The sequence below is a fragment of the Pseudomonas sp. R84 genome (genome assembly GCF_009834515.1).
Classification (GTDB): Bacteria; Pseudomonadota; Gammaproteobacteria; order Pseudomonadales; family Pseudomonadaceae; genus Aquipseudomonas.
Genome location: NZ_CP019426.1, coordinates 441,385 through 453,562, shown reverse-complemented (window position 1 = coordinate 453,562; position 12,178 = coordinate 441,385). Strand labels below are relative to the sequence as shown.

Here is a 12,178-nt window from a genome sequence, read left to right as displayed (position 1 = left end):
GGCCAGCCTCACGGTTGACCGGGAGGTATCGACCTACAGCGCCGCGTCGATTTTCCTGGCAGCGTCTGCACTGACCCACGCATGCCAGACTTCAGGATGTTCCTTGAGGAAGATTTTCGCCAGTTTTGGCGACTCGATACGTTCCTTGGCCATGCGACCGAGGTTCTGGTTCAGCAGGTCGATCGGCAGGTTGACCTTTTCCAGCACGGCGACCAGTTCCGGAGCTTCGTCGTGGAAGGTTTTCGACAGGCCGACCTTGATGCTCACAGACTTGTCGACGCCCGGTTTTTCTTCGAGTTTGACCAGATCCACCTGGCCCATCAGCGGGGTTGGCGACCAGTAGTAGAACAGGATCGGCTCGCCACGCTTGTAGCTCGACAACACCGCCGCATCCAGCGCCGGGCCAGTGCCCGGACGGAAGTTGGTGTAGCTGTTTTCCAGACCGTAGCTTTTCAGCATTTCGCTGTTGTCGAGTTCGCAGGTCCAGCCGGCCGGGCAGTTGTAGAAACGGCCCTTGGAAGGCTCTTCAGCGTCCTTGAACACGGCGGCGTACTTGCCCAGGTCAGCGATGTTTTTCAGGTCCGGGGCTTTCGGCTCAAGCTTGCGCTTGGCGTCGCCTTCGATCACGTAACGCGGCACGTACCAGCCTTCCACCGCGCCGACGACCGGAGCGCCTACACCAACAACCTTGCCGGCCTTCTCGGCCTTGTTCCAGACCTCGCTGCGACCGACCCACTCTTCGGCAAACACTTGAATATCGTTGCTGCTCAGGGCGTTTTCCATGGTGATGGAGTTGCCCGGCAGACTGTCGGTCTTGCAGTCGTAACCTTTCTCCAGCACCACTTGCAGCACGTCGGTCAGCAGCATGCCGCTTTCCCAGTTCAGCCCGGCGAACTTCACCGGTTTGCCCGATTCGCACCAGCCAGCAGCTTGGGTCGCACCGGCACTGGCCAGCAGGCCCATGGACAGCAATGTGGTCAGCAGGGTCTTGTTCGATTTCATTGTTGTGACGCTCCTAATCATGAATTGGCTTACGGCAGTCAAGAGGCATCCAGCCCTGTCCACGTCCAAATCAGGCCTGCGCCGCAGCGCGACCGGCCCCGCTTGTTTTAGGTTGTACAACGCTGTTCTGCTCGACCGGCAGAATCAGTTGATCGGGCACCGCGCTGTGCCATTTTTTTGCGCACACGTAGTAGACGACGGCCGGCAGCACCAGGCCGATGATCCAGGAAATATCCACGTCACCGAGGGCAGCCACCAGCGGGCCGGTGTAGAACTTGGTGGAGATGAACGGCAGCTGCACCAGCACACCGAACACATAGACGCTGATACCGAGCAGGTTCCAGCGACCGTAGCGTCCGTTCGGATCGGCCAGTGCCGGCACGTCGTAACGCTCACGGGTGATGCAGTAGTAATCCACCAGGTTGATCGCACTCCACGGTGTGAAGAACGCGAGCAGGAACAGGATGAAAGACTTGAACGCACCGAGGAACGAGTGCTGACCAAGCAGCGCAATCAGGGTCGCTGCGCCAACGATCACCAGCACAAACACCAGACGCTGCATCCGGGTCACCGTCAGATGGCCTTTGAAACCACTGATGATGGTCGCGATGCACATGAAGCTGCCGTAGGAGTTCAGCGTCGAGATGGTCACCTTGCCGAACGCAATGCTGAAGTACAGCAGCGCGGCGGTGGCACCGGTGCCGCCCAGACCGACGATGTAAGCCACCTCATGACCGGCGAACTGGCCGTTGGCCGAAGCCGCAGCAAAGACGCCGAGGATCATCGCCACTTGCGCGCCAACCACTGAACCGGCACCGGCGGCGAAGAAGGTTTTTACCGCCGAAGTATTGCTCGGCAGGTAACGGGAATAGTCAGCCACGTAAGGACCGAATGCGATCTGCCAGGAGGCCGCGAGCGACACTGCGAGGAGGAAACTGCTCCAGCTGAAATGACGGATTTGCAGGAGTGCGCCGACGTCGGTCTGGCTCATCAGACGCCAGAACAGGAAGACGAAAGCGATCACGCCAATGACGCTGGCGACACGACCAATCCAGTGGATCACCCGATAACCGAGCACCGTCACCAGCACGATAACGCTAGCGAAAATCAGGATGCCGACGCTGTCGCTGACATTGAATAGCTGGCCTAACGCCTGACCGGAAAGCACCGTGCCTGTCGCGGTAAAACCCAGGTACATCAGGCACACCAAGACGATAGGGATCGCCGCACCATAGACGCCAAACTGCACGCGGCTGGAGATCATCTGCGGCAGACCGAGTTTCGGCCCTTGCGCGGCATGCAGCGCCATCACGCCACCGCCGAGCAATTGACCGATCAACAGACCAATCAATGACCAGAACACATCACCGCCCAGCACCACGGCCAAGGCCCCGGTGACGATTGCGGTGATTTGCAGGTTGGCCCCCATCCACAGGGTGAACTGGCTAAACAGACGACCGTGTCTTTCCGCTTCCGGGATGTAGTCGATCGAACGCCTTTCGATCAACGGTTTGTTGCCTGCACGATCGGTGTTGACAGCCATGATTCAACCTCTGTGGATTGTTCCGGGTTTTGTTCTTTTTTGGCTTTTGCTTTTGTAGGAGTGAGCCTGCTCGCGATTGCGGTGGGTCAGTCAGCACATTTGCTGAATGTGCCGGCCTTATCGCGAGCAGGCTCACTCCTACAGGGGAAAGCATTACTTTCCGGTAATCATCGGCAGGTTCAGGCCCTGCTCCTTGGCGCAGTCGATGGCGATCTGGTAACCGGCATCGGCATGACGCATGACGCCAGTGGCCGGGTCGTTGTGCAGCACGCGCGCAATGCGCTCGGCCGCTTCGTCCGTACCGTCGCAAACAATCACCATGCCCGAGTGCTGCGAGAAGCCCATGCCAACGCCGCCGCCGTGGTGCAGGGAAACCCAGGTCGCGCCGCTCGCGGTATTCAGCAGAGCGTTGAGCAGTGGCCAGTCGGACACGGCGTCGGAACCGTCCTGCATCGATTCGGTTTCACGGTTCGGGCTGGCCACCGAGCCGGAGTCGAGGTGGTCGCGACCGATCACGATTGGTGCGGACAATTCGCCGCTACGAACCATTTCGTTGAACGCCAGGCCGAGCTTGGCGCGCAGGCCCAGGCCGACCCAGCAGATACGTGCCGGCAGACCCTGGAAGCTGATGCGCTCGCGGGCCATGTCCAGCCAGTTGTGCAGATGCGCGTCGTCCGGGATCAGCTCTTTGACCTTGGCGTCGGTTTTGTAGATGTCTTGCGGATCACCCGACAGCGCCGCCCAACGGAACGGGCCGATGCCACGGCAGAACAGCGGACGGATGTAGGCCGGTACGAAGCCCGGGAAATCGAAGGCGTTTTCGACGCCTTCTTCCTGGGCCATCTGACGGATGTTGTTGCCGTAGTCGAAGGTCGGAATACCTTGCTTCTGGAATTCCAGCATGGCTTTCACGTGCACGGCCATCGACTGCTTGGCGGCTTTGATCACAGCAGCCGGTTCGGTCTTGGCGCGGGCGCGGTATTCGTCCCAGGTCCAGCCGGCGGGCAGGTAGCCGTTGAGCGGGTCGTGGGCGCTGGTCTGGTCGGTGACCATGTCCGGGCGCACACCACGCTTGATCAGTTCCGGGAGGATTTCTGCGGCGTTACCCAGCAGTGCGATGGAGATCGCCTTGCCTTCCTTGGTGTATTTGTCGATGCGCGCCAGGGCGTCGTCGAGGTCTTTGGCTTGCTCGTCGACGTAACGGCTTTTCAGGCGGAAATCGATGCTCACTTGCTGGCATTCGATGTTCAGCGAGCAGGCGCCGGCCAAGGTTGCCGCCAGCGGTTGTGCGCCGCCCATGCCACCGAGGCCGGCGGTCAGGACCCACTTGCCGGTGAGGTTGTCGTTGTAGTGCTGGCGACCCGCTTCGACGAAGGTTTCGTAGGTGCCTTGGACGATGCCCTGGCTGCCGATGTAGATCCAGCTGCCGGCGGTCATCTGGCCGTACATGGCCAGGCCTTTGGCGTCGAGTTCGTTGAAGTGCTCCCAGCTCGCCCAGTGTGGAACGAGGTTGGAGTTGGCGATCAGTACGCGCGGGGCGTTGCTGTGGGTCTTGAACACGCCGACCGGCTTGCCGGATTGCACCAGCAGGGTCTCGTCGTCATTCAGGTTGGTCAGGCTTTCGACGATTTTGTCGTAGCACTCCCAGTTACGCGCGGCGCGACCGATACCACCGTAAACCACCAGTTCTTTCGGGTTCTCGGCGACTTCCGGGTCGAGGTTGTTCATCAGCATGCGCAGCGGCGCTTCGGTCAGCCAGCTCTTGGCGGTCAGCTTGTTGCCGCGCGATGCACGGATTTCGACGTTACGAACCTTAGTAGGCTTATTGTCAGTCACGAAAAAGACTCCTCAGCGATCAATTCAAACCAACCCTGGCAGTGGGCAAGCAGCCTGTGCGCTTCGATGCGCGACAAGCGAATCAGTGGACGCTGCGGAGAGTCTCGAGCGACTCATACGCATACGTCTTTACTTGTACATACAAGCATATGCAATCAAGCGGCCAACTTGTTGGAGGGGTGTTCAAGAAAAATCGCGGGCAGGGCTGGAGAGCGCCTGAATCAAGGGTTCTGGCGTTGATGAAATTTTTCGAGGATATTGATTGAGAGCGTCAGGGACTGTTACTAAAGCGAGGTTTTGCGCCACGCTGGGGCGTTCGGTAACAAGTTGGTGCGTGGGTTGGGAACACCCAAAAAACAAAGATCGCAGCCTTCGGCAGCTCCTACAGGGCGTACATCAATCCCATTGTAGGAGCTGCCGAAGGCTGCGATCTTTTAAGATTTTTCAATCAGCGGGCAGTCAGCTCAATGACACAGCAACCCGCATCAACGGACACTTCAACCAAGCCCTTGTTACCGTCCAGTTGCAGGCAATCATGGCGACCGAGTTGCGAAACGGCGTCACCAACCTGCACTTCCAGCAACTCACTGACACTGAACACCAGCACCGTCCCCGCCGAGCTGAAAAGCCGCTGTTCACCTTCAAGCCACTGCAACCGCGCGCTGTACCGCTGCGGCGCGTAGATAAGGTTGAAGTCGCGAATCGCGCCACCAAGTAAAGTGCACGAGACCTGGCTTTCCCCGCTGAAGGCAAACGGGTCGAGCGGTAACAGCGGCCGCGTATCGTCGCCATCAACGCATAGGGTCATGCCGTCACCCTGCAATACCGTAATCACTCGCTGGTAACCGGCGAAGGTCGAGAAGCCGCCGGACTCGGCGATGTCGGCAATCGACAGGCGCCAGCCGAAACCATCCAACCCTGCACCGGCATCACGGGTGATTTCTTCAGTGCTGCCGCCGCCGTTTTTCCACGGCATGCGCGGGTAGCCTTCAGCGCGTAAAACCTTCACCTGACTCATTTATGAAAGCGCCCTTCCAGACGATGACGAGAACCCGGATGAATCAAACGTGCAGCCGTCACCGGCTGACGCCCCGACCACGTGCGGCGACGAATCAACAAGCACGGCTCGCCTTTTTCAATCTGCAGCAACTTGCACTCGGAAGACTCGGCGAGGATCGCTTCAACCACGTGCTCGCCCTCAGTCAGCGGCGCCACCTGATTGAGATACGCGTAAGGCGTTTGCAGGGTGAAGTCCTGCTTGAGGTATTCCGGGGCGACCAGCGCGTTGACGAAACGGTCTTCGATTTGCACCGGAATGTCGTTTTCGTAATGCACGATCAGCGAGTGAAACACCTTTTGCCCTTCACGCATGTCCAGCGCCAGTGCGCGCTCGGAACCGGCGGCCTCTTCTTCGAGGGTAATGACCTGGCAGGTGTGGCGATGGCCACGGGAGGCGATTTCGTCGGCGATGTTGTGCACTTCGAACAACGCAGACTGGCTCTTCGGTTCGGCGACGAACGTGCCGACACCTTGCATGCGCACCAACAGGCCATCGGCAGTCATCTCGCGCAGCGCGCGGTTGATGGTCATGCGGCTGAAGCCGAGTTGATTGACCAGCTCGCTCTCGGACGGCACACGGTAGTGCGGCGGCCAGTTTCCGCTGTCGATCTGCTGGGTAATCATCTGTTTGACGCGGGCGTACAAGGGCGCCGGACTGTCGCCCATGTTCGCGGCCAACGGGGAGACTGGAGGCGGAGTCGGCACGGTTGATCCCTGTTCATTGGATGAAGGTTGCTAGCTTGCCGGAGTTTACCGGGCAGGCAAACGTCTGTATATGTATATACAAATAACACACGATGGGGTGCTGAACCATGTCCGCCTTCTTTGCCGAACGCGCACTGCTGCCTAACGGATGGGCCAACAATGTACGTCTTGAAGTCAGCGCCGATGGCCTGCTCACCCAAATCCAGGCCGATTCCACCGCAGATGGCGCCGAACGGCTGAGCGGCCCATTGCTGCCGGGCATGCCCAATCTGCACTCCCACGCCTTCCAGCGCGCGATGGCGGGACTGGCCGAAGTGGCCGGTAATCCGAACGACAGTTTCTGGACGTGGCGTGATCTGATGTATCGGCTCGTCGGAAAAATCAGCCCGGATCAGCTCGGCGTGATTGCCCGGCAGCTGTACATCGAAATGCTCAAGGCCGGTTACACATCGGTGGCCGAATTTCATTACGTGCATCACGACAGCAATGGTCAGCCTTATGCCGATCCCGCTGAGCTGGCGTTGCGCATCAGTCAGGCGGCGAGTGAAAGCGGCATCGGTCTGACCCTGCTGCCGGTGCTCTACAGCCACTCTGGTTTTGGCGGGCAGACGCCGAATGACGGCCAGCGCCGCTTCATCAACAGCACCGAAAATTACCTGAATCTGCAATCGCGCTTGCAGCCAATGCTGGCGCAGCAAAAGGCGCAATCGCTGGGCCTGTGCTTCCACTCCTTGCGCGCGGTGACGCCACAGCAGATCAGCGAAGTATTGGCCGCCAGCGACAAACAATGTCCGGTGCACATCCACATCGCCGAACAGCAGAAGGAAGTCGACGACTGCCTGAGCTGGAGCGGTCGGCGTCCGCTGCAATGGCTGTATGAAAATGCCGAAGTCGATCAGCGCTGGTGCCTGGTCCACGCCACTCACGCCAACCCTGAAGAAGTCACGCTGATGGCCAAAAGTCGCGCCATCGCCGGCCTGTGCCTTACCACCGAAGCGAACCTGGGCGACGGGATTTTCCCGGCGGTGGATTTCCTCGCCCAGAGCGGACGCATGGGCATCGGTTCCGACAGCCATGTCTCGCTCAGCGTCGTGGAGGAATTGCGTTGGCTGGAATACGGTCAGCGCCTGCGTGATCAGCGACGTAATCGCTTGTATGGCGCGGATCAGCCAATGGTCGGGCGCACGCTATATGACGCGGCGCTGGATGGCGGTGCGCAAGCGTTGGGGCAGCCGATTGGTGCGCTGGAGGTTGGCAAGCGTGCGGACTGGATTGTGCTCGATGGCAACGATCCGTATCTGGCGACGGCGAGCGGTGACGGGATTTTGAATCGCTGGTTGTTTGCCGGCGGCGATCGTCAGGTGCGCGATGTGCTGGTCAATGGTCAGTGGGTAGTGCGTGATGGTCGACATGCTGGCGAAGAAGACAGTGCTAGCGCCTTCACCCAGGTCCTGCGTGACCTCCTAGGCTGACGCATAACCCAATGTAGGAGTGAGCCTGCTCGCGATAGCAGCGTGTCAGTCACTTATTTGTGCTCTGACACAACGCTATCGCGAGCAGGCTCACTCCTACATTGGTTTTGTGGTGTTCTTTAGTTTGAAGTCTTGGCCATCTGCCGATCCGACGCCCGCCAGATCAAGCGCGTGGTGTCATAGCCCTGCTGACGCGCCTTGCTCAGCAGTTCTTCACGCACCACACCATTAACGGTCGGCGTGCGCGACAGCAACCACATGTACTTGCGACTCGGGTCGCCGACGATGGCCGTCTTGTAGTCATCGCTGACGTACAACACCCAATATTCGCCTTTCGCCACACCCGGAATCAGCCGCGAGAACCAGGTATCGAATTCGACCCAGAGCTTGTCGGTCTTGCCCGGCACCTGTGGATAGGCCGTGCCCTTGGCCTCTTCCCACTGCCAGTCCGGCGTCAGGCAGCGATTGAGCACCGCGACATTGCCGTCAGGCTTGAGGGTGTAATGCGCTTCGGACTGCGCGCAATTGCGCTGGAAATACATCGGCAAGCGCGCCAGTTCATACCAGGTGCCCTGATAGCGCTTGAGATTGACGCTGTTGACGGTTTTCGGCGCCAACGGGTCGACGCCGGAAGTGGCGCAGCCGGCCAGTACCAGGCCGGCAAAAAGGATCAGCAATAACCGCTTCATTTTTCTTCTCCGTGGGCGCGAAGCCCCGGTTTACTTCAGGCCTTGGCCGGAAAACATCAGCACTTTGTCACCGGCGTACTGCACGCTGATAAAGCTGTTCTTGTCGCCCCAGGTGCAACTGGACATGCCGAGCGCGCCCGAGCAATCGGTGGGCTTGCCGAGCAGCGTCTCGACTTCGGCCTTGGCCATACCGGCCGAGAGCTTCGAATAGTTTTCCTGATTGACCTTGCTGCATGCGGCCAGCAGCACGCAAAACGTCAGAAGGGCGATAGATCGCAGCGACATGGTGTAACTCCTGGAACGAGGGGGGATGGCATGGTGCCAACCAGAAGCTTAGAAGAGAAAACCCTCATCTGGTTCCGTGGGCGAACGGCTATTTATTAGCCCGCCCGTCTGGCATTTGCCGATAAATCAGACACTTTGTAGGGCTATTGAGCATTTCGTCGCCTTTCGCCAAAGACGCCTAATCTTTGGCGCGCCGCGGTCGAAATAAGAGCAGCGCAAAGCCCCCGAGTGTGGCAAATTGCCGCCCTTTCTTGACCAGCCCCTTCGCGGTAGTTCATTCGATGACCAGAAACATGAAATTCAGCCATAAGATCTTGTTGGCTGCCGCCCTTGTGGTGGCCGTTGCGTTCGCCTGTTTCATTTTCTTCAACGACTATCGACAGCGCGAAGCCCTGAGCACAAGCACCGAAGCCTCGATGCAAGAGCTGGGCAGCCTGACCACCAGCAACATCAAGACCTGGCTGGAAAGCCGCATTCAGTTGCTGCAATCGTTGTCGCAGCAAGTCGCCGTCGACGGTAACGCTCCCGCCAGCCTGAAACGCATCATTGACCTGCCCGCCTATACCGGCAATTTCCAGCTCAGCTACTTCGGTGGCGCCGACGGCGTGATGTTTTCGGTGCCAGCCGGCAACCGCGCCCCGGACTACGACCCGCGCGCACGCGGTTGGTACAAAGCGGCCAACAGCGCACAGCAGACCATCGTCACCGAACCGTACATCGCCGCGTCCTCGGGCAAACTGGTGATCACCGTTGCCACGCCAGTGCAGCGCCAAGGCCAGATGCTTGGCGTCGCCGGTGCCGACATCGACCTGACCAGCGTCAGCGCGATCATCAACTCGCTGAACTTCGGCGGCCACGGCCACGCGTTCATCGTCAGCAGCGAGGGCAAGATCCTGATCCACCCGGACAGCAAACTGGTACTCAAGACTCTCGCCGAGGCCTACCCGAACGGCGCGCCGAAAGTCAGCCCGGGCTTGAAAGAAGTCGAGTTCGACGGCAAGACTCAGTTGATCTCCTTCACCCGCGTCAACGGCGTGCCGTCGGCCGACTGGTACGTGGCGCTGGTGCTCGATAAAGACACCGCGTTCGCCATGCTCAGCGAATTCCGCACCTCGGCACTGATCGCCATGATCATCGCGGTGGTGATCATCATCGCCCTGCTCGGCATGCTCATCCGCGTGCTGATGCAACCGCTACTGACCATGGGCCGCGCGATGCACGACATCGCCGAAGGTGAAGGCGACTTGACCAAACGTCTGGTGATCCATGGCAACGACGAGTTCGGCGCACTGGGCACCTCGTTCAACCGCTTCGTCGAACGTATCCACACCTCGATCCGCGAAGTGTCTTCGGCCACCGGCCAGGTCAACGAAGTCGCCCTGCGCGTGGTCGCGGCATCGAACTCGTCGATGTACAACTCCGACCAGCAAGCCAGCCGCACCAACAGCGTCGCCGCCGCGATCAACCAGCTCGGTGCCGCCGCGCAGGAAATCGCCCAGAACGCCGCCCTCGCCTCGCAGCATTCCAGCGACGCGCGCAGCCTTGCGGTCGACGGTCAGCAGGTTGTGGATAAAACCATCCAGGCCATGCAGCAGCTGTCGGCGAAGATCAGCGATTCCTGCGGCAACATCGAAACCCTGAACAGCAACACGGTGAACATCGGCCAGATTCTCGAAGTGATCACCAGCATTTCCCAGCAGACCAACCTGCTCGCGCTCAACGCCGCGATCGAAGCGGCGCGTGCCGGTGAAGCCGGTCGTGGTTTCGCCGTGGTCGCTGACGAAGTGCGCAACCTAGCCCACCGCACCCAGGATTCGGCGCAGCAGGTGCAGAAGATGATCGAAGAGCTGCAAGTCGGCGCACGTCAGGCGGTCAACATCATGACCGAGAGCCAGCGTGAGAGCGAAAGCAGCGTCGGCATCGCCAACCAGGCAGGCGAGCGCCTGGGCAGCGTGACTCAGCGTATCGGCGAGATCGACGGGATGAACCAGTCGGTGGCCACTGCGACTGAAGAGCAGACGGCAGTGGTTGAGTCGATCAATGTCGATATCAACGAGATCAATACGCTGAATCAGGAAGGTGTGGAGAACTTGCAGGCGACGTTGCGGGCTTGTTCGGATCTGGAGCAGCAGGCGGCGCGGTTGAAGCAACTGGTGGGTAGTTTCCGCATTTAAGCGGCGCTGCTTTTGGCGCCTTCGCGAGCAAGCTCGGCCCTACAATGGTTCTGTATGGTTCACAGATATCCTGGGGGAGCGGACTTGCCTGCGATGGCGGCATCAGCAACGAAAGAATTTGGAATTGAAACACGCTCGTCTGCTCGAACTGACGCTGGACTGAATTAAGACTAAACTCAGTCCCATTCAATTTAGCGGGGCTCAACCATGAAGCTTTCATCGCAAATCAAACCCATCAGTTACCTGAAAAGTCACACAGCCGAAATCGTCAAATCAATCACAGAAAGCCGCGAGCCTCTGGTAATCACTCAAAACGGTGAAGCCAAGCTAGTGGTGATGGATGTGAAAAGCTTTGAAGAGCAAGAAGGCACGATGGCCTTGTTGAAACTGTTGGCGATGGGTAATCGGGAGATTGAGGAAGGCAAGTTCAGTGATGCTGAAGATGTCTTTGCCGATTTGGACAAGGCCGATCACCAATGAGTTTAAAGGTCGTTATTCTCCAGTCCGCACAAGCAGATCTCAAAGAACTTCGCTCCTACCTCGTCAGACAGTTCTCATTTCAAATTTGGCAAAGCACTTATGCCGATCTCAAGACTGCGATTCTCGGCCTCGCAGATCTGCCTTATTCAGGATCAATCCCCGAAGAAATCGAGAAGCTCAATCTCGGCCAATACCGCCAGATTGTTTTGGGAAGGAACCGGATTATTTATGAGGTGCGAGAAAAAACGGTTTTCATCCATATCATTGTCGATACGCGAAAAAGCCTACCGGCACTGTTGATGAAACGGCTTCTACGAGGCAATCCTTGATTTAGAACCGTGATCCAGGCTGATCGAGAAATACCAACTCCTCAGCCGTAGACTCCCGCCCCAACACCGCATTGCGATGCGGAAACCGGCCAAACCGCGCAATCACCTTCTGATGCCGCTCGGCATAATCCAGATTGTCAGCAAACACCGCCCGTTGCGCTTCCGGCTGTTCCGCCACCAGTTCGATAAACCGGGAAACCGCCTCGTTCTGCACCGCAAGATTCTCGCAGTGCTCAAACACCAGATAAATGAACACACGCTGAATCGGTTTTAACTGCCGATCGAAATCCGCAGCAATGCCTTGCGCAACGAGCTTCTGCGCACGCAGATCGCCGGAGAAAGCTTTGGGAGAGTCGCGAAAGATCATTCGCGGCAGTTGATCGAGCAGTAACACCACCGCCAGCCAACCTTCGGGACGTTGCGTCCACTCGGTCAATTCGCCGGCCAGGGCCTGATCGACAAAGACCCCGAAACGCTCACGCGCTTCGAGGTCTTGGCTGTCTCGCTTGCCGAACCACAACTTGCCCTTGTCAGCCGATATCTCGTCGGGGGATTCGGCTTGTCCGAACCACCAATCGAGCAACGGCTGCCAGGGCGCGGTCAT

At 58.8% G+C, this 12,178-nt stretch carries 12 protein-coding genes; 4 read left to right on the top strand and 8 right to left on the bottom strand.

Features of this window, described 5'->3' with window-relative positions; genetic code table 11:
- Nucleotides 1-33: 33 nt before the first annotated feature.
- The 5 genes from PspR84_RS02085 to hutC form a co-directional block, all read right to left on the bottom strand.
- A complete protein-coding gene (locus PspR84_RS02085; RefSeq protein ID WP_160055043.1) occupies nucleotides 34-1,002 on the bottom strand; it encodes an ABC transporter substrate-binding protein in 969 nt (322 codons plus the stop codon).
- Nucleotides 1,003-1,072: 70 nt separating this feature from the next.
- On the bottom strand, nucleotides 1,073-2,545 hold the full coding sequence (locus PspR84_RS02080; protein WP_150692952.1) for a cytosine permease: 1,473 nt from the start codon (nucleotides 2,543-2,545) through the stop codon (nucleotides 1,073-1,075).
- A gap of 153 nt (nucleotides 2,546-2,698) precedes the next feature.
- Nucleotides 2,699-4,381, bottom strand: a complete 1,683-nt coding sequence (gene hutU, locus PspR84_RS02075; protein ID WP_160055040.1) for a urocanate hydratase — start codon at nucleotides 4,379-4,381, stop codon at nucleotides 2,699-2,701.
- A 448-nt stretch (nucleotides 4,382-4,829) separates the two neighbouring features.
- Nucleotides 4,830-5,399 (bottom strand): HutD family protein, encoded by a 570-nt coding sequence (locus PspR84_RS02070; protein ID WP_160055037.1) that lies wholly within the window; start codon nucleotides 5,397-5,399, stop codon nucleotides 4,830-4,832.
- A complete protein-coding gene (gene hutC, locus PspR84_RS02065; RefSeq protein ID WP_162130175.1) occupies nucleotides 5,396-6,106 on the bottom strand; it encodes a histidine utilization repressor in 711 nt (236 codons plus the stop codon). Before hutC ends, PspR84_RS02070 begins: the two co-directional genes overlap by 4 nt.
- 146 nt (nucleotides 6,107-6,252) lie before the next feature.
- On the opposite strand from hutC, the gene PspR84_RS02060 reads away from it, so the two are divergent.
- Nucleotides 6,253-7,617: a formimidoylglutamate deiminase gene (locus tag PspR84_RS02060; protein WP_160055034.1), complete on the top strand. Its 1,365-nt coding sequence runs from the start codon at nucleotides 6,253-6,255 to the stop codon at nucleotides 7,615-7,617.
- A 119-nt stretch (nucleotides 7,618-7,736) separates the two neighbouring features.
- Here the strand turns inward: PspR84_RS02060 and PspR84_RS02055 are convergent, their stop codons facing one another.
- Nucleotides 7,737-8,306, bottom strand: coding sequence for a lipocalin family protein (locus PspR84_RS02055; protein WP_093430049.1), 570 nt, complete (start codon nucleotides 8,304-8,306; stop codon nucleotides 7,737-7,739).
- 30 nt (nucleotides 8,307-8,336) lie between these two features.
- A complete protein-coding gene (locus tag PspR84_RS02050; RefSeq protein WP_003220802.1) occupies nucleotides 8,337-8,591 on the bottom strand; it encodes a hypothetical protein in 255 nt (84 codons plus the stop codon).
- A gap of 281 nt (nucleotides 8,592-8,872) precedes the next feature.
- Here PspR84_RS02050 and PspR84_RS02045 point away from each other — a divergent pair, with 281 nt between their 5' ends.
- The 3 genes from PspR84_RS02045 (at nucleotide 8,873) to PspR84_RS02035 (ending at nucleotide 11,574) form a co-directional block, all read left to right on the top strand.
- Complete coding sequence (locus PspR84_RS02045) at nucleotides 8,873-10,765, top strand: methyl-accepting chemotaxis protein (RefSeq protein ID WP_202982145.1); 1,893 nt, start codon at nucleotides 8,873-8,875, stop codon at nucleotides 10,763-10,765.
- 207 nt (nucleotides 10,766-10,972) lie between these two features.
- Complete coding sequence (locus PspR84_RS02040) at nucleotides 10,973-11,245, top strand: type II toxin-antitoxin system Phd/YefM family antitoxin (protein ID WP_127925505.1); 273 nt, start codon at nucleotides 10,973-10,975, stop codon at nucleotides 11,243-11,245.
- The gene (locus PspR84_RS02035; RefSeq protein ID WP_127925504.1) at nucleotides 11,242-11,574 is read left to right on the top strand and encodes a type II toxin-antitoxin system RelE/ParE family toxin; all 333 of its coding nucleotides are present in this window, start codon (nucleotides 11,242-11,244) and stop codon (nucleotides 11,572-11,574) included. The genes PspR84_RS02040 and PspR84_RS02035 overlap by 4 nt, the downstream gene beginning before the upstream one ends.
- A 1-nt stretch (nucleotide 11,575) precedes the next feature.
- Here the strand turns inward: PspR84_RS02035 and PspR84_RS02030 are convergent, their stop codons facing one another.
- Nucleotides 11,576-12,178: a DUF924 family protein gene (locus PspR84_RS02030; RefSeq protein ID WP_160055029.1), complete on the bottom strand. Its 603-nt coding sequence runs from the start codon at nucleotides 12,176-12,178 to the stop codon at nucleotides 11,576-11,578.

Bases quoted from the DNA above. Each gene is read 5' to 3' on its own strand.
- PspR84_RS02085 (WP_160055043.1), bottom strand. From the start codon at position 1,002: ATGAAATCGAACAAGACCCTGCTGACCACATTGCTGTCCATGGGCCTG.
- PspR84_RS02080 (WP_150692952.1), bottom strand. From the start codon at position 2,545: ATGGCTGTCAACACCGATCGTGCAGGCAACAAACCGTTGATCGAAAGG.
- PspR84_RS02070 (WP_160055037.1), bottom strand. From the start codon at position 5,399: ATGAGTCAGGTGAAGGTTTTACGCGCTGAAGGCTACCCGCGCATGCCG.
- hutC (WP_162130175.1), bottom strand. From the start codon at position 6,106: ATGGGCGACAGTCCGGCGCCCTTGTACGCCCGCGTCAAACAGATGATT.
- PspR84_RS02060 (WP_160055034.1), top strand. From the start codon at position 6,253: ATGTCCGCCTTCTTTGCCGAACGCGCACTGCTGCCTAACGGATGGGCC.
- PspR84_RS02055 (WP_093430049.1), bottom strand. From the start codon at position 8,306: ATGAAGCGGTTATTGCTGATCCTTTTTGCCGGCCTGGTACTGGCCGGC.
- PspR84_RS02050 (WP_003220802.1), bottom strand. From the start codon at position 8,591: ATGTCGCTGCGATCTATCGCCCTTCTGACGTTTTGCGTGCTGCTGGCC.
- PspR84_RS02045 (WP_202982145.1), top strand. From the start codon at position 8,873: ATGACCAGAAACATGAAATTCAGCCATAAGATCTTGTTGGCTGCCGCC.
- PspR84_RS02040 (WP_127925505.1), top strand. From the start codon at position 10,973: ATGAAGCTTTCATCGCAAATCAAACCCATCAGTTACCTGAAAAGTCAC.
- PspR84_RS02035 (WP_127925504.1), top strand. From the start codon at position 11,242: ATGAGTTTAAAGGTCGTTATTCTCCAGTCCGCACAAGCAGATCTCAAA.
- PspR84_RS02030 (WP_160055029.1), bottom strand. From the start codon at position 12,178: ATGACCGCGCCCTGGCAGCCGTTGCTCGATTGGTGGTTCGGACAAGCC.